The organism is Pasteurella canis (assembly GCF_020810675.1).
Taxonomy (GTDB): Bacteria; Pseudomonadota; Gammaproteobacteria; order Enterobacterales; family Pasteurellaceae; genus Pasteurella; species Pasteurella canis.
On the sequence record NZ_CP085871.1, the window covers coordinates 550,104 to 566,755 of the forward strand.

At 36.3% G+C, this 16,652-nt stretch carries 15 protein-coding genes and 1 other RNA gene; 12 read left to right on the forward strand and 4 right to left on the reverse strand.

All coding sequences use genetic code 11. The annotated features are described in order from the left end of the window. Window positions 1-6: 6 nt before the first annotated feature. From K7G93_RS02570 to K7G93_RS02620, 11 genes are all read left to right on the forward strand, one after another. Entirely contained in the window at window positions 7-1,101 is a 1,095-nt protein-coding gene (locus K7G93_RS02570; protein ID WP_226690780.1) for a lytic murein transglycosylase, read from the forward strand. Window positions 1,102-1,415: 314 nt separating this feature from the next. Next, on the forward strand, window positions 1,416-2,726 hold the full coding sequence (locus K7G93_RS02575) for an NCS2 family permease (RefSeq protein ID WP_226690779.1): 1,311 nt from the start codon (window positions 1,416-1,418) through the stop codon (window positions 2,724-2,726). A 1-nt stretch (window position 2,727) separates the two neighbouring features. Further along, on the forward strand, window positions 2,728-3,084 hold the full coding sequence (locus tag K7G93_RS02580; RefSeq protein WP_049214521.1) for a DsrE/DsrF/TusD sulfur relay family protein: 357 nt from the start codon (window positions 2,728-2,730) through the stop codon (window positions 3,082-3,084). Between the two features lie 65 nt (window positions 3,085-3,149). Then, window positions 3,150-6,821, forward strand: coding sequence for an exodeoxyribonuclease V subunit beta (gene recB, locus K7G93_RS02585; protein ID WP_226690778.1), 3,672 nt, complete (start codon window positions 3,150-3,152; stop codon window positions 6,819-6,821). Further along, the gene (gene recD, locus K7G93_RS02590; RefSeq protein WP_226690777.1) at window positions 6,821-8,800 is read left to right on the forward strand and encodes an exodeoxyribonuclease V subunit alpha; all 1,980 of its coding nucleotides are present in this window, start codon (window positions 6,821-6,823) and stop codon (window positions 8,798-8,800) included. The genes recB and recD overlap by 1 nt, the downstream gene beginning before the upstream one ends. Window positions 8,801-8,836: 36 nt before the next feature. Beyond that, on the forward strand, window positions 8,837-9,484 hold the full coding sequence (locus K7G93_RS02595; protein WP_226690776.1) for a GrxB family glutaredoxin: 648 nt from the start codon (window positions 8,837-8,839) through the stop codon (window positions 9,482-9,484). An 87-nt stretch (window positions 9,485-9,571) separates the two neighbouring features. Then, window positions 9,572-9,916, forward strand: a complete 345-nt coding sequence (locus tag K7G93_RS02600) for a YegP family protein (RefSeq protein ID WP_049214517.1) — start codon at window positions 9,572-9,574, stop codon at window positions 9,914-9,916. A gap of 279 nt (window positions 9,917-10,195) precedes the next feature. Continuing rightward, window positions 10,196-10,624 (forward strand): 50S ribosomal protein L13, encoded by a 429-nt coding sequence (gene rplM / locus K7G93_RS02605; protein ID WP_049214516.1) that lies wholly within the window; start codon window positions 10,196-10,198, stop codon window positions 10,622-10,624. Window positions 10,625-10,640: 16 nt separating this feature from the next. Beyond that, window positions 10,641-11,033, forward strand: a complete 393-nt coding sequence (gene rpsI, locus K7G93_RS02610; RefSeq protein WP_049214515.1) for a 30S ribosomal protein S9 — start codon at window positions 10,641-10,643, stop codon at window positions 11,031-11,033. Window positions 11,034-11,235: 202 nt separating this feature from the next. Beyond that, complete coding sequence (gene sspA, locus K7G93_RS02615) at window positions 11,236-11,874, forward strand: stringent starvation protein SspA (protein ID WP_049214514.1); 639 nt, start codon at window positions 11,236-11,238, stop codon at window positions 11,872-11,874. Window positions 11,875-11,880: 6 nt separating this feature from the next. Further along, window positions 11,881-12,360 (forward strand): ClpXP protease specificity-enhancing factor, encoded by a 480-nt coding sequence (locus K7G93_RS02620; RefSeq protein WP_049214513.1) that lies wholly within the window; start codon window positions 11,881-11,883, stop codon window positions 12,358-12,360. 77 nt (window positions 12,361-12,437) lie between these two features. Here the strand turns inward: K7G93_RS02620 and K7G93_RS02625 are convergent, their stop codons facing one another. Then, window positions 12,438-12,983, reverse strand: a complete 546-nt coding sequence (locus K7G93_RS02625) for a KdsC family phosphatase (RefSeq protein WP_049214512.1) — start codon at window positions 12,981-12,983, stop codon at window positions 12,438-12,440. Beyond that, complete coding sequence (locus K7G93_RS02630) at window positions 12,983-13,918, reverse strand: KpsF/GutQ family sugar isomerase (protein ID WP_049214511.1); 936 nt, start codon at window positions 13,916-13,918, stop codon at window positions 12,983-12,985. The genes K7G93_RS02625 and K7G93_RS02630 overlap by 1 nt, the downstream gene beginning before the upstream one ends. Before the next feature lie 144 nt (window positions 13,919-14,062). Here K7G93_RS02630 and rnpB point away from each other — a divergent pair. Continuing rightward, window positions 14,063-14,441, forward strand: an RNA gene (rnpB, locus tag K7G93_RS02635) — RNase P RNA component class A. A 4-nt stretch (window positions 14,442-14,445) separates the two neighbouring features. On the opposite strand, the gene K7G93_RS02640 is transcribed toward rnpB, so the two are convergent. After that, complete coding sequence (locus K7G93_RS02640; RefSeq protein WP_049214510.1) at window positions 14,446-15,171, reverse strand: copper homeostasis protein CutC; 726 nt, start codon at window positions 15,169-15,171, stop codon at window positions 14,446-14,448. Between the two features lie 45 nt (window positions 15,172-15,216). Further along, window positions 15,217-16,584: a toxin/drug exporter TdeA gene (gene tdeA, locus K7G93_RS02645; RefSeq protein ID WP_226690775.1), complete on the reverse strand. Its 1,368-nt coding sequence runs from the start codon at window positions 16,582-16,584 to the stop codon at window positions 15,217-15,219. Between the last annotated feature and the right edge of the window lie 68 nt (window positions 16,585-16,652).

The window sequence follows — 16,652 nt, forward strand, 5'->3', positions numbered from 1 at the left end:
ACTGTTGTGTTATTAAAATTTATATATAAAGCCAGTATTGTACTGGCTTGTCTTATCTTTGTAGGTTGTTCAAGTAAGTCAACACTACAACCTTTAAATCTGGGTGCAAAGTATGATAAAGCAAGGACACTCAATAATTTTGATGATTATGTGGAATTTTTGAAAAGTAAAGCACTTAGTGAGGGCATTTCTGAACAGACTTTAACTCAACATAATGATATCCGTTATATTGAAAAAGCCATTGATTTAGATCGTCAACAAGCTGGGCGTGTGAAAAAGCGCGATCCAAATGATCCTGTACGTTTAAATCCAAATGGTACAACTCATTATTTAAATCGTGTATTAACAGCGCGTAAAGTAGATGTTGCAGCAAAGCATTATTGGGAGCAACAAACACAATTAGAAAAAGCCAGTCAGCGCTTTGGTGTACAAAAAGAATATTTGATGTCGTTATGGGGAATGGAAAGTAGCTTTGGTTATTATCAAGGTCGTTATGATGTACTTTCGGTACTTGCGACATTAGCGTTTGAAGGGCGGCGCGAACATTTGTTTAGTCGAGAATTTATTGCGGCGATGAAAATGTTGGAACGTAAAGATATTTCACGTCAGAAAATGTTAGGCTCGTGGGCTGGCGCGATGGGACAAACTCAGTTTATGCCAAGTTCTTATTTACGCTATGCAGCAGATGGTAATCACGATGGTGAAAAAGATATTTGGCAAAATCATGACGATGTATTTGCTTCCATTGCGAGTTATTTGAGCACAGTAGGTTGGAATAACCAACTACCTTGGGGAATTGAAGTCAACTTGACGAAACCTTTATCTCTTGACTTTGTGGGTATTGAAAAACATAAGAAACGCTCGTTACAAGATTGGCAACAGTTGGGAGTATTTTTGAAATCTTATTCAGCGCAAAATCAGGAAAAACTGACCGCACTTTCTACAGCAGATCTCTGGTTAGTTCGTCCAGATCGTGAAGTGGGGCGTGCATTTTTGGTCTCTAACAATTATCGCACGTTATTAGATTGGAACCGTTCTAATTATTTTGCAGTCAGTATCGGTATGTTTGCCGATCGTATTAAACAACAAATTGGTTTGTAGCTCATTTATATTTAATGTAATAGCATAAATGAGATAAAAACGGGCACAGGTACTTAAACTTATGTCCGTTTTTTGTTACATGTAGGAAAAATTTTAATCATTGTATTTGCTATTAACAAGAATACATATGCTCTTACTGTAATTTTAGTGAAACGATTGCGTCTATTGTTATATCTGGGTTCTATCTTTTCTTTTTTGTTTAAAAAACGATGCATCTCATTTATTCTTCTGTTAGAATCCACTGGAAAAACACCTCCACATTTTAGACCTGTTTTTCATCATTTCTTGTTTTTACAATAACTTTAGGAATTACAATGGAAAATCAATCTTTTCTACATCGTTTTTTTAACTTAACAGAGAAAAAAACTACCCCTAGAACTGAAATTATTGCGGGAATCACAACTTTCTTTACGATGGTGTATATTGTATTTGTTAACCCTTCTATTTTAGGCGATGCAGGTATGGATAAACAGGTTGTATTTGTGACAACTTGTTTAATTGCTGGTTTAGGCACTATTGCGATGGGATTATTCAGTAATCTACCTATTGCACTCGCACCTGCTATGGGATTAAATGCATTTTTTGCTTATGTCGTCGTCAGTAAATTGGGTTATTCTTGGCAAATTGGAATGGGCACGATCTTTTGGGGATCTGTTGGATTACTGATTTTAACGATCTTTCAAATTCGCTATTGGCTGATGGCATCAATTCCATTAGGATTGCGTGTAGGGATCGGGGCTGGTATCGGTCTATTTATTGCACTAATCGGTTTTAAAAATATGGGACTTGTCGTAGCTAATCCATCAACTTTAGTTGCATTAGGCGAATTACATGATCCAAAAGTATTACTTGGCATATTAGGTTTCTTTATTATTGTAGTATTAGCTGCACGTAATATTTATTCTGGTGTTTTAGTTTCTATCGCGGTCGTTACTGCACTGGCCTTTTTTATTGATCCTCAGGTCGCATTTAATGGGGTTATTTCTATGCCACCAAGTTTAGCGCCTGTTGTTGGTCAAGTTGATATTACTGGTGCATTGGATACGGCATTGTTGGGAATTATTTTTTCCTTTTTATTAGTCAATTTATTCGATTCTTCAGGTACATTACTAGGTGTAACAGATAAGGCTGGAATCAGTGATGAAAAAGGACGTTTCCCTAAAATGAAACAAGCACTTTATGTTGATAGTGTGAGTGCTGTTGCAGGCTCTTATATGGGAACATCTGCAATCAGTACTTATATTGAAAGTGGTGCAGGGGTTTCTGTGGGAGGTCGTACAGGTTTAACGGCAGTCACAGTTGGTATTTTATTCTTATTAACTATTTTCTTTTCTCCACTTGCCAGTGTAGTGCCTGCTTATGCGACAGCAGGGGCATTAGTTTATGTGGGCATTTTAATGGCATCTAGTTTAATTCGTGTGAAATGGGAAGATTTAACAGAAGCTACACCAGCCTTTATTACCGCTGCGATGATGCCATTTACTTATTCTATTACAGAAGGTATTGCTTTTGGTTTCATTAGTTATTGTATTATGAAAACCTGTACTGGTCGTATTAAAGAAGTTAACGCACCAGTTTGGGTCGTTTGTTTCCTATTTATCGCAAAATTTGTTTGGGTAGGTTAATATGCAAAAAATTCTATTCATTATTCACGCTGCGCCTTATGGTAATGAAGCTTTTTTTAGTGCATTGCGTTTAGCATTACAATTACAAGATCAATATCAACGTGCAGTAGATTTAAAAATATTTTTAATGTCTGATGCTGTAACAGGTGGGTTAGCCAAGCAAAATCCAACGGAAGGATACCATTTACAACAAGCATTAGAAATTCTCACTGCACAAGGTGCACAAGTAAAACTCTGTAAAACCTGTACACAAGCACGTGGAATGACTCATTTACCGCTAGCAGAAGGGATTGAAATTGGTACACTCGCTGAATTGGCAGATTGGACCTTCGAAGCCGATAAAGTATTAAACTTTTAAATGTAAAAGTGCGGTAAAATAGACCGCACTTTTTGTTAAATATGAATACAGAGAAAAATAAAACGATGGATACGGTCGATCATCTCAATCCTCTCACTACACCTCTCAACCAAGTTTGTCTGATAGAAGCTTCTGCTGGTACAGGGAAAACTTATACTATTGGTTCACTCTATTTACGTTTATTACTGCAAGCAGGAGAACATTGTTTTTCTCGACCATTAAACGTACAAGACATTTTAGTTGTAACTTTTACAGAGGCAGCAACTGAGGAGCTAAAAGGACGTATCCGCGAACGTATTCATCAGGCGAAAAAAGCGTTTATTGCTTATAAAGTTGAAGGCGTGAAGGCATTAGCACATGATCCCTTTCTTATGGAATTAGTCGGTTTTATCCAAGATATTGATGTCGCAATACAACGTTTAAAAATCGCTGAACAAACGATGGATCTGGCAGCAATTTATACAATTCATGGTTTTTGCCGTCGTATGTTAATGCAATATGCGTTTAATTCTGGCATTCATTTCAATTTAGAATTAGTAAAAGATGAAAGTGAGCTGCTAGAGCGTTTATTCAAGGATTTTTGGCGTGAAAATTTTTATTCACAACCTTTAGAAATTGCTAATTATATCCACCAAGTATTAGTGTCGCCGCAAGCAGTCCTTAAAAAATTACGCAGTCATATATCACATCAGTTAGAACCCGATATTGGTTCTAAAGCATGGCTGAGTATGTCACTAGTCGAGTTTTTACAACAGTATGTCTTACCTAAACAAGCTCTTGTACAACAATTAAAGCAACAATGGTTAGCACATGAGACTGAATTACGCTCGTTGATTTTCAATGAATTAGATAAAAATTATAAAAAAGGTGAGAAAAAGTCTTTACAACGAACTCGCTTTAAAAAAAATTATGTGCCGAGTTGGTTTAACAGTATACAAGCTTGGGCAAGATCAGCATTAACAACTAAATTACCTGAAACATTAACCAAATATTTTAGCCAACAAGCGTTAGTGAGTTATGCAGACGAAGGGGCAGAACCCATTTCTCATTCCGTTTTTCAGCTAGTTGATGATGTGATAATGAATACAGCAGAACAAGCAATTGATGAGAAAGTCGTGTTATATCATTATTTACGAGGTGTACAACAAAAACTAATTGACTATAAATTGAATCACACACAGAAAAACTTTGATGATTTATTACGCTTATTAAAGCAGGCACTTTATTCTACTCAAGGTGACGAGCTCGCCCAATTTATTCGCTTACAATATCCGTTTGCTATGATTGATGAATTTCAAGATACGGATGTACAGCAGTATCACATTTTCGCCAAGATTTATATTCACCAGCAGCCTGTTGAAAATGGCTTTATTATGATTGGTGATCCTAAGCAAGCGATTTATAAATTTCGTGGTGCAGATATTTTTACGTATTTCAAAGCGGCACAGCAAGCGGATATGCGTTTCACTTTAGGCGTCAACTGGCGATCGGAGCAAAGCTTAGTGAAGTGTATTAACGCTTTGTTTGATTTTCAATCAGATAGTTTACCTTTTTTATATCCACAAATTCAATTTCATCCTGTTATTGCTAGTCAGACTCAAACTAAATTCAAATTACATGGCAAAATTGAACCTGCATTACGTTGCTATATTGGTGATCTTGGTGAAAGTAAACAGTCAGGATTCAGTAAAGCACAAAAACAAGCTATGGCACAAATTTGTGCTATTTCAATTCAAAACTGGTTGCAAAGTGCGCAAGAAAATCAAGCCTTTTTTGCTTTGGATAATAAAATAAAACCTTTAAGTGCTGAGCGGATTGCCGTAATTGTACGAAACTGGACTGAAGCCGAGTTAGTGATACAAGCCCTACAACAGTTAGGTATCGCATCGGTCTATCTTTCTGATCGTAGTAATGTGTTTGATTGTGATGAAGCTAAACAATTAGTTTTAATTTTAACTGCTTGTCTAAACCCATTTAGTGAACGTCATCTTTTAAATGCGATTGCAACACGTATTTTTGCTTTAACAACAGCTGAGATTAGCGCAATTAAACAAGATGAACATCGTTGGACAGAACAAGTAGAGCGTTTTATTCATTATCAGCGTATTTGGCAGAAACAGGGAATTTTAGCCATGCTCCATCAGCTTTTCCTCACAGAAAAGATTACGGAGAAATTACTGGCTAGCGTAGGTGGAGAACGTAAAACGACAGATCTATTACATCTTGCTGAATTATTACAAGAAGCAAGTCGCTTAAATGGCAGTGCGGCAAGTTTGTTACGTTGGTTTGAAAAACAAATTCAAGGTGAAGATCGCCAAGAGGGTCAACAAATTCGCTTGGAAAGTGAACGGCAGCTCGTCAAAATTGTGACTATTCATAAATCTAAAGGATTAGAATATGACTTAGTTTGGTTACCTTTTATTGCTGATGCATTAAAAGATAATAAACAATTGATTCAAACATATTATGATAGTTGTGCACAACAGGTATTATGGGATGTGCAACAGCAGCATCAAGTAGAAATTGAGCAAGAGCAACGAGCAGAGGAAATGCGGCTACTTTATGTCGCCTTAACTCGAGCGAAGTATCAAATTGCATTAGCATTGCCTACTTCTTTTTTACCAAGTTGGAATTGCTTGCAATATGTTTTGACTGCAGGAAAAATGGATCGGCATGAAGAAGTGCGGTCAGTTTTAGCTGAGTTTCAACAGCGTATGCGGAACCAGCAAGTGGACATTACCATTGAGGATTTTTCTGTATTACAGCCTAAAAAGGTATCCTCATATTATGCTCCAAAAGATGCACTACATTATGCTGAATTTAGCGGAGAGATTGAAAAAAATTGGCAAGTGACGAGCTTTACAGCTATAAGTGCTCAGCACGAAAGAACAAAACAGTTTTATCTGACAAAGCAAGAGGAACAGACATCGACAGCTACATTTTCCGCTGAATTGAAGGATTATAAATTAGAGCAGGGCACTCAGCAGGATATTTATTTACCGCAATCAATTGTTGAAGGCTATCCTTTAGGTTATACACCTTTTGATTTACCTGCTGGTGCTCAAGTAGGTCAAATTCTTCACCAATATTTTGAACAAAATAACTTCAACCAACCTATTGAATTAACAGCACTCCAACAAATTTGTCAGCAGTTACAACTTGATCAGCAATGGCTTGGATCATTACAAACATGGTTAACTCGTATTTTAAATACACCATTATTTGAAAATGAAAATCTTAAACTTGCAGATTTAGCCCCTCAAGATTGTTTGAAAGAAATGGCATTCTATTTGCAGTTCAAACATACATTCCAAGCTAATAAATTTAATCAGCTATTACAAAAGTATCAATTCATATCAACACCTTTGCAATTACAAGATCTCACTCATGGGATTCAAGGAATGCTACGAGGATTTATTGATCTTGTTTTCCGCTATCAAGGGAAATATTACTTATTGGACTATAAGTCCAACAAGTTAGGGCATGATTTTGTTGATTATGCGCCAGAGCAACTTAAAAAAGTCATGGTGGAGCAGCATTATGATTGGCAATATTTGTTTTATACAGTAGCTCTTCACCGTTATTTAACACAACGAGATCAAAATTATCACTATGAGAGAGATTTTGGTGGTGTGATTTATACTTTTTTACGAGGCATGAATGGAAAAGATAATTATGGTATATATTTTAACAAGCCTAATGCGGATCTCATTGCAGAGTTAGAGGAGTTACTGTAATGCTTACCCTCTTAAAAGAGTTAAAACAGCAACAATGGATCAGTGCGGGAGATTATTATTTCGCAAAATTAATTTCGGATAAACAGCCTAAAGACTATCATACAGAAGTTCAAAATCTCGCTATTTTATTAGCTGCATTGTGTAGTTATAGCTACCAACAAGGCAATACCTGTTTGCTTTTAGATCATCATCTTGAACAAAATTATTTCAATTTAGCTCATCGTACATCAGAACGTCATTATTTAGCTGAAATACAAGCAAAAATAGGCTTTATGCCGATTGACCAGTGGCAATCAGCCCTTAAACATCATATTGCATTTAGTGAGGATCCTTTATCACGTGTTGCACCGTTGGTGTTCCAATTTAATGCTTTATATTTTTATCGTATTTGGCAAGACGAATATTGGGTCGCTAACTATTTAAAAAATACTATACAAAATCAATCTAGTTCAATGAGTCAAAGTGATTTAGTACCAGTAAAACAAGTATTGGAGAAGTATTTTCCTCTTACAGAGCAGACTACTGAAATTAATTGGCAGAAAGTCGCAGTAGCGACAGCCTTACGGCAAAATTTTTGTTTAGTAACTGGTGGACCAGGCACTGGTAAAACAACGACAGTTGCGCGATTATTGCTTGCTCTGCAAGAGTTACATTGTCACAAGCTAAGGATTAAATTGGTTGCACCAACAGGAAAGGCAGCGGCACGTTTGACAGAGTCTATACACAGTGCACTAGAAAACTTATGTGCTCGAGAAAAGATTAGTATTACATCTGAATTAATGGCATCTATTCCGACTACAGCACAAACGCTACATCGTTTATTGGGCATACGTTTTTTTGAAGATATGCCACAATTTAACACTAAAAATCCATTGCAGCTTGATGTGCTAGTAGTTGACGAAGCCTCAATGATTGACTTGCCCTTGATGACGAAGTTATTACAAGCGCTTAAAGCGAAGACAAAATTGATTTTATTAGGCGATGAAAATCAACTCTCTCCAGTAGAGGCGGGGGAAACTTTAAGTGAATTAAGGCAATTTGCACAAACATCTTATAGCAATGTATTAGCCCGTTATTTGTACGAAGTAGCAGATATTCAGCTTGAGCATACTACAGACTATCATCCTATACGTGATCATTTGTGTCATTTACATTATAGTCATCGCTTTTCAAGCCAGTCGGGTATTGGACAATTAGCGAAAGCGGTTAATCAAGGAAAAATTGAGTTAAGTTGGCAATGTTTAAGTGAATTTGATGATCTTGAACTCATTGATTTTACCACTTTAATATCCTTAAAATCAGCTAACCCAGTTGCCTACACGCAGGCTTGTGTTGCATTAGTAATAAAACATGCTGTTGAAAAATATGCTGATTATTTGCTCATGATAAAACACATTCAACAAACTCATACTCGCATCACTGAACAGCAAGTTAGCCATATCTTTATGTTGTTTAATTCTATTCGTTTTTTGACCGCACTTCGTGTGGGAGAGCTTGGTGTAGAACAATTAAATCAAAAAATTGCACAGCGTTTACAGCAAAAAGGTTTGTTACATTTTAAACATGAACGTGACTGGTATCTTGGTAAACCTATAATGATTACACAAAATGACAATCATATTGGTTTGTATAATGGTGATATAGGCTTATTTTTAGGGGAAGGAAAAGTTTGGTTCGAGCAAGGTAAAAATCATTATAAAACTGTATTGGCGAGCCGTGTACCAAGTTATGAAACGGCTTTTGTCATGACAGTACATAAAGCACAAGGATCTGAGTTTGATCATACTTATTTAGTCTTACCAACAGAGCCTAATCCGATTTTATCGCGAGAGTTAATTTATACTGGTATTACGAGAGCAAAACAAAAGCTCAGTATTTTTACTACAGCAGATATTTGGAAAAATGCAGTGAAGAATCCAATAAAACGGCAAAGTGGATTAAGCAAATTGCTAGTTGAATTGTTTAAAAAATCTAATTAAAGTGCTTAAGTTTGAATTGATTAACAGGAGAAAAATATGCAACTTTATGTTTATGACCATTGTCCTTATTGTGTTCGTGCCATAATGATTTTTGGTTTAAAAGAACTTGATGTAAAAATAAATGTGATCTTGAATGATGATGAGGTAACGCCAACAAATTTAGTGGGTAAAAAAGTAGTTCCCATTTTAATAAAAGAAGATGGAGAGGCAATGCCAGAAAGTTTAGATATTGTAAACTATATTGATACTCATTATGGTACACCTATTGTGCAAAAAGATGTGCGTCCTGAAGTTGAGGCGGTATTGAAGGACATAACGAGTTATTCAAATTATTTATTAATGCCACGTTTTATTAAACTAGATGTACCAGAATTTGCGACACAAAGTGCTATTGACTATTTCACTAAAAAGAAAACGGAATATGTTGGAGATTTTGCTCAACATATGAGTAAAACAGATGAATATTTATCAAGATTAAAACTGGATTTAGATAAATTAGAGTCATTAGTGATAGGGGGCACATCATTAAATCAATCTTTGTCATTAGAAGATATTTTAGTATTCCCAATCTTACGTAATTTGACTTGTGTTAAAGGGCTTAAATTTCCTGAAAAAATAGATAATTATGTCAAGAAAATGTCTGCTTTAAGTAAAGTAAATCTTTACACTAAACAAGCACTTTAATTGGTTAAAATAGTTGCAATTTTTTGCAAAAAAACTATGCTTGTTATTGAGCATCTTGTCTCAAAAATATTATCTAAGGAGAAAATTATGGCATTAGGTTGGTACGAACTTAAATTAGCAAAAGATGGTCAATTCATGTTCAATTTAAAGGCTGCAAACAGTCAAATCATTTTAACGAGTGAACTTTATCGTTCGCGATCTGCTGCTGAAAATGGTATTGCATCTGTACAAAAAAATGGTGTAGATGAAAAGAATTTTGAAGTACGTGTCGCTAAAAATGATAAGCCATATTTCGTTTTAAAAGCTAAAAATCATCAAGAAATTGGTCGTAGCCAGTATTATACCTCTAATGTATCAGCGAAGAAGGGGATTGGTTCGGTGATGAAAAATGCGGCTACAACTGTTATCAAAGATCTGACAGCTCAAGCATAGTTTTATAACTCAAAAAGTTTGCGAGTGTATCGATATTCGCAAACTTTTTATTTGTTTTTATCTCATTACTTTTTTTATTTTTCTTCCTTCCTCTTTATAAAAAGTAGTCGCTTTTTATTTCTTTCTTTTGTATAATCTCGCGACCCTGTGAATGTGTTGGATTTCCCACCACGCATTATTTTATCGAGATCACACTCGAAGGGGTGTTTGATTAAGATTCATGGTTGTGTTTAGTCATTAAACACTGGGTATTAATAATATTATTTTGGTAATTAATTAATGAAAACTTTTGTAGCAAAACCAGAAACGGTTAAACGCGACTGGTATGTAGTAGATGCGACAGGTAAAACTTTAGGTCGTTTAGCGACTGAATTAGCACGTCGTCTTCGTGGTAAACATAAAGCTGAATATACTCCACACGTTGATACTGGTGATTACATCATCGTTATTAATGCTGATAAAGTAGCTGTAACTGGTAATAAAGAAAGCGATAAAATTTACTACTGGCACACTGGATATGTAGGTGGCATTAAACAAGCGACTTTTAAAGAAATGATCGCACGCCGTCCTGAAGCAGTGATTGAAATTGCGGTTAAAGGTATGTTGCCAAAAGGACCATTAGGTCGCGCAATGTATCGTAAATTAAAAGTGTATGCAGGTTCAGAACATAACCATGCTGCACAACAACCACAAGTTTTAGACATTTAATCACGAGGTTTAGGATATGGCAGAGAATCAAAACTACGGCACAGGTCGCCGCAAAAGCTCTTCAGCTCGTGTATTTATTAAACCGGGCAGTGGTAAAATCACTATCAACCAACGTGAGTTAGACGTTTATTTCGGTCGCGAAACAGCGCGTATGATCGTTCGTCAGCCTTTAGAATTGGTTGAAATGACTGATAAATTAGACCTATACATCACTGTTAAAGGTGGTGGTATTTCAGGTCAAGCGGGTGCAATCCGTCATGGCGTGACTCGCGCATTAATCGAATATGATGAGAGCTTACGTTCTGTATTACGCGCAGCTGGTTTCGTAACCCGTGATGCACGTCAAGTTGAGCGTAAAAAAGTGGGTCTACGCAAAGCACGTCGTCGTCCACAATTCTCAAAACGTTAATTTTATATTTTACGTTTTATATTCAAATTGCAAGTCCCAAAGGACTTGCAATTTTTTTGTCTAGAGAAAAAATTACGAGAAACTTTGGAAATTATCACATGATTTATGGTAGAATAAACGCCCATTTTTTATATGATATTATGCCGAGAATAAGGCACAGTTTAATCGATTTTAATTCATTTTAGAGCTGTCGGAGGAATAGATGACAAGCGCTGCAAATAAACGTTCAATAATGACACTTTTTTCAGATAAAACAGATATTTATTGCCATCAGGTGCGTATTGTATTAGCGGAAAAAGGTGTTGCTTATGAAACGGAAGTTGTAGATCCTCAAGTCGTATCAGAAGATTTAATGGAATTAAATCCATATGGCACATTGCCGACATTAGTTGATCGTGATTTAGTTTTATTCAATTCACGTATTATTATGGAATACCTTGATGAACGTTTTCCACATCCGCCATTAATGCCTGTTTATCCTGTTGCACGTGGAAAAAGCCGTTTATTAATGTTACGTATTGAGCAAGACTGGTACCCTGCATTAGAAAAAGCAGAGAAAGGTACAGAAGCAGAGCGTACAACTGCATTAAAACAGTTAAAAGAAGAGATTTTGGCAATTGCACCTATTTTTACTCAAATGCCTTATTTTATGAGCGAAGAATTTAGCTTAGTAGATTGTTATGTCGCACCATTATTATGGCGTATGCAAGAGCTAGGTGTAGAATTCAGTGGTGCTGGTAGTAAAGCGATTAAGGCTTATATGTCTCGTGTATTTGAACGTGACTCTTTTATGCAATCTTTAGGTGTTGTTACACCTAAAAACTTAATGGATGAGAAGTAATTTCACATGGAATATAAAGTATCCCCAAAACGACCTTATTTATTACGTGCTTATTATGACTGGCTGGTTGATAACGACTTTACCCCTTATTTAGTGGTCGATGCTACTTATCGTAATGTTAAAGTGCCCGTTGAATATGTAAAAGATGGTCAAATTGTGTTGAATTTATCTACTAATGCAGTTGGTAACTTACATTTGACTAATGATTTTATTCAATTTAATGCACGTTTTCGTGGTGTACCGCAGGATATTTATATTCCAATGGGAGCAGCTTTAGCAATTTATGCAAGAGAAAATGGTGATGGTGTCATGTTTGAACCAGAAGAGATATATAATGATCTTGATTCTATCAGCGTAGAGCAACCGTTAAGCTTTGTTGAAGCAGTCGATAAAACAGTAACTGAGAATAAAGTGAATAAAAACGAGAATAATTTAGATAAGAGCACTGACACAAAGAAAGTTTCTCATTTACGCATTGTAAAATAATTCTTATGATTTAAAGAAATGAAAAGCACTATTCTGGTTTGAGAATAGTGCTTTTTTAGTGTTAAAAGTCATTAAATTTATTGAGTCATTTTAGCTACAGTTTTAAGAAAGCCTTTCGCGCTGTTATAAATTGCGCTTTTATTTTGCGCGGCTAAAATCATATCTGACATTTCTCTAAAAGCGCCTTTTCCTCCAGCAAGATTTAAGACATGATCGACTTGTTGTTTTACATAAATAGGTGCGTCATTTACAGCAAAAGATAAGCCACAAATTGCAAATGCAGGTAAATCAACACTGTCATCACCAATATAGGCTGTTTCAGAGGCCGATACGTGGGCTTGTTGCATCAATTCAAAGCAAGCACTTTCTTTTTCCAGTTTGCCTAAGAAGAATAATTTGATGCCTAAATCAGCAATACGTTTACGTAGAATTGGGGAGTCTCTTCCTGATAAAACGGCGACTTGAATACCTGATTCCATTAACATCTTAATGCCAAGTCCATCACGAACATGGAAGGTTTTAATTGCTTCGCCATTAGCATCATAATGTAATGAGCCATCAGTTAATACGCCATCAATATCTGTAATAACAAACTTAATTTTTTTTAATTTTTCTATTAACATCAGCTTGAAAACTCCACTAAACCAACTACGTTATTTTCATCATCAACCACTACTAAAGAATGTATCTTTTGTGCTTTCATGAAATTTTCTGCATCAGATAAATAAGTGTCTTGGTGGATTGTTTTAGGGGTCGAAGTCATTAGATCCTGAGCATTTTTCTTTAATGTTTCAGCACCATTAGCACTCAATGCACGTCGAATATCACCATCAGTGATGATACCTTTTAACTCATTCTGTTCCATAACGAGAGCCACTCCCATTCTGCCTTCATTCATAATTGTTAAACAATCAGTAAAAGAGGTATGCATTGTTGTGACAGGGAGACGTGTTTGCATTTGATCTTTAACACGGCAAAGGAGTCGTCGACCCAAACTTCCACCTGGGTGAAATTTAGCGAAGTCAGCGGGTTGAAAATCACGAGCTTTAATCAGCGAAACAGCCAGTGCATCGCCTAATGCCATTGTAACGAGTACAGAGGTTGTTGGCGCGAGATTATTAGGACAAACTTCACGTTCAACACTGATATCTAGTACATAATCTGCATGTTTAGCAAGTGTAGAATATGGGTTTCCTGTGAGGGCAATGATTTTATTACCAAAGTTTTTTAAGCTCGGGATTAATTTATTGACATCATCTGTTTCACCGCTATAAGAAATTAACATAACAATATCAATAGGCTTGAGCATACCTAAATCGCCATGAAATGCTTCAGTTGGGTGTAGGAAGAAACTTGGTGTACCTGTTGAGGCGAAAGTCGCGACCATTTTTTTACCTACTAGACCTGATTTTCCAATTCCTCCAATCACTAAACGACCTTCACAATTCAATAATAACTCGACAACATCAGTAAATTGTTGGTCAAGGCGCTGACTGAGACGAGCAAGAGCCTGTTCTTCCACAGCAAGCGTGTCTTGTGCAATTTTTAAGTAATCCATTTTGATTCCTTCAATAACCCCAAAATTTGTCTGATTATAACATAAGTCTGCTTCAAGTTATAAAGTGGTTTAAAGAGCGATCTAGTTTTGATAAGTTTCAATAGTACTGTATTTATGTATAAAATTCAGTTATACTGCGCTCCTTGAGTTGGTTAGACAATCGCTGGTTTATTGAAGCCCTTAACCGTCTTATGACGACCTAGTGGGACAAGTAAACGAGAGGAAAGTCCGAGCTACATAGGGCAGAGTGCCAGATAACGTCTGGGAGGCGTGAGCCTACGACAAGTGCAACAGAGAGCAGACCGCCAGTTTTAACTGGTAAGGGTGAAAGGGTGCGGTAAGAGCGCACCGCATGGCTGGTAACAGTACATGGCAGGGTAAACTCCACTCGTAGCAAGACCAAATAGGAATCCAATGAGCGGCCCGTTCAGGATTCGGGTAGGTTGCTTGAGCGTACGTGTGAACGTACGCCTAGAGGAATGATTGTCCACGACAGAACTCGGCTTATCGACCAACTCAACTTTCTTTTAAAATAATGCTTTGACAGCCTTAATTTTATTAAAGTCACTAATCCAAATTTTTTTATCGTCTTCTGCATCTATGCCCATTACGGCATCTGACTGCTGTTTCATTTGACTTAATCGATAGCTTTTGCCAGATAAATGTAACTCTTCTATGCCAGTGTTTTTAACGAGTATTTGAGCATTTTCTGCATTAACGCCTGCACCAGCCATAATGCTAATTCGTTTATTGGCCTGTTTAACAAGTTGTTTAAGTAAGTCTTTTCCGTGAAGTGCAGTGGTTTTTTGACCCGAAGTGAGAACTCGCTCGCAGCCTAGCGCAATAAGTTGTTCTAAGCTGTCAAAAGGGTTATGACATAAATCAAAGGCACGATGAAAAGTGACCCCTAAACCGTCTGCTGCATGAATGAGTGTTTCACAAATTTTTACATCAATTTCAGCTTGTTCTGTAAGAGCGCCAATAACTATACCTTTCGCGCCTAGCGATTTGACGATTTGGATATCTTCTACCATCATCTGTACTTCATAATGGTTAAATAGGAAATCGCCTGCGCGAGGACGAATCATCACATAACATGGAATTTGGCTAAAATTGACCGCACTTTTGATGAGTGAATACTGGGGGGTGACGCCACCAATAGCTAAACAACCACATAACTCTAAGCGATCAGCCCCAGCTTGTTCGGCTATGAATACGGATTCAATATTATCAACACAAACTTCTATTTTCATGAGGTACCTTCTTTCACGTTTATCAGAAAGAAACTATAGAAATCCTTATTTATTTGAATAGTAACCAGCCATAGTACTGTAAACAGCATTTTCTTGCTGAATTAACTGGTATTTGGCATTTAAAATAGCAATTTGTGAATCATTTTCTGTATTTGCTGCATTTAGCCAATCGCGTAGTTGTGATACGCCCGCATCATAACGGTTTTTGTAATATTGAGTGATGCGCTTATTATAATTGTACGCCGTTTGTAAATTATTCAAGCTAGCTTGTGATTGGCGATAAGTAAAATAATTAGTATCAATTTCATTTAATGCTTTGGTTATAGTTTGCTCATAATTTAATCTTGCTGTTTCATAGTTAGCTTCAGAAATTTTAACATTCCATCTGACTGTATTCCAATTTAAGAATGGCAAGTTAATACTGACTAAACCAGCAGCAACAGGTGTATGTAGTGCATTATCTACTTTTGTGCCGGTTGAAGACAAACTTGCACCTAATGTAATAGTTGGGAACCAGCTTTTTTGCATTGCTTTAGTATCTTTAAATGCACTATTTAGACGATATTGTGCACTTTTAATATCTGGTCTATTGGCTATAGTTGCGACTGGTATATTCGTGTTGATACCGATATTCTTAACGTTGAGAATTTTAGGTAGGCTAAGCGTCAGTATATCACTTGGCTTTAAGTTTAATAAGTTACGTAATGTTTGTTCAGCTATTTTATGTTGACTTTGATAAGTTAACAGTTGATTGCGTGCTCTTAATACCGATTGTTGTGCTTGATCTGCACTAGCACTATCAGCAACGCCTAATTTAAAGCGATTTAACATGATTTGGCTAATTTGATTATAATATTTTATACTTCCTTCCGTTGCCTGAATGGCATCGTTTAAGAAAGCGATTTGGTAGTAAGTCGCAATCACTGAATTAATTAATGCTAAACGAGTTGCTTCAAGATCTTCAGTACTTGCTTTATATGCCCATTCACCCGCAGAAGCCGCGTCAGCTAAGCGACGCCATAAATCTAATGTATAGCTGACATTTAGTGAACCACTATGAGTAATTCTTGAATTTTGACTATGTTCAATGTTACGAGATGCACTTGATTCAGTTTTTCCGCTAAACGCAGGGACTAGATTTGCCCCTAATAAATTAGCAGAATAGAGTGCTTTATTAACATTAATCGCAGCTTTGGCAAGATTTTTATTGTTTTCTAATGCTTGTTCAATTAATTTGTTTAACTGAGGATCGCGATATAATGTCCACCAGTCTTCTTTTACACTATATTGCTTTGTAATTTCTTCATATTGCTGAAAGTGTTGGTTTGCCTCTTTGAAAGAACTATCAATATTGGCACAACCTACTAATGTAGTTGAGAGGATAATAAAAGTAAATTGATTTAGTTTTAACATTATCTTGTCCTTTGGTTACAAAGTGCGGTCTAGTTTGATACACTTTTGATTGAGTCAATTATAGCAAT

Excerpts from the sequence above, each read along its gene's own strand:
- K7G93_RS02575 (WP_226690779.1), top strand. The coding sequence starts at position 1,416 with ATGGAAAATCAATCTTTTCTACATCGTTTTTTTAACTTAACAGAGAAA.
- K7G93_RS02580 (WP_049214521.1), top strand. The coding sequence starts at position 2,728 with ATGCAAAAAATTCTATTCATTATTCACGCTGCGCCTTATGGTAATGAA.
- recB (WP_226690778.1), top strand. The coding sequence starts at position 3,150 with ATGGATACGGTCGATCATCTCAATCCTCTCACTACACCTCTCAACCAA.
- recD (WP_226690777.1), top strand. The coding sequence starts at position 6,821 with ATGCTTACCCTCTTAAAAGAGTTAAAACAGCAACAATGGATCAGTGCG.
- K7G93_RS02595 (WP_226690776.1), top strand. The coding sequence starts at position 8,837 with ATGCAACTTTATGTTTATGACCATTGTCCTTATTGTGTTCGTGCCATA.
- K7G93_RS02600 (WP_049214517.1), top strand. The coding sequence starts at position 9,572 with ATGGCATTAGGTTGGTACGAACTTAAATTAGCAAAAGATGGTCAATTC.
- rplM (WP_049214516.1), top strand. The coding sequence starts at position 10,196 with ATGAAAACTTTTGTAGCAAAACCAGAAACGGTTAAACGCGACTGGTAT.
- rpsI (WP_049214515.1), top strand. The coding sequence starts at position 10,641 with ATGGCAGAGAATCAAAACTACGGCACAGGTCGCCGCAAAAGCTCTTCA.
- sspA (WP_049214514.1), top strand. The coding sequence starts at position 11,236 with ATGACAAGCGCTGCAAATAAACGTTCAATAATGACACTTTTTTCAGAT.
- K7G93_RS02620 (WP_049214513.1), top strand. The coding sequence starts at position 11,881 with ATGGAATATAAAGTATCCCCAAAACGACCTTATTTATTACGTGCTTAT.
- K7G93_RS02625 (WP_049214512.1), bottom strand. The coding sequence starts at position 12,983 with ATGTTAATAGAAAAATTAAAAAAAATTAAGTTTGTTATTACAGATATT.
- K7G93_RS02630 (WP_049214511.1), bottom strand. The coding sequence starts at position 13,918 with ATGGATTACTTAAAAATTGCACAAGACACGCTTGCTGTGGAAGAACAG.
- K7G93_RS02640 (WP_049214510.1), bottom strand. The coding sequence starts at position 15,171 with ATGAAAATAGAAGTTTGTGTTGATAATATTGAATCCGTATTCATAGCC.
- tdeA (WP_226690775.1), bottom strand. The coding sequence starts at position 16,584 with ATGTTAAAACTAAATCAATTTACTTTTATTATCCTCTCAACTACATTA.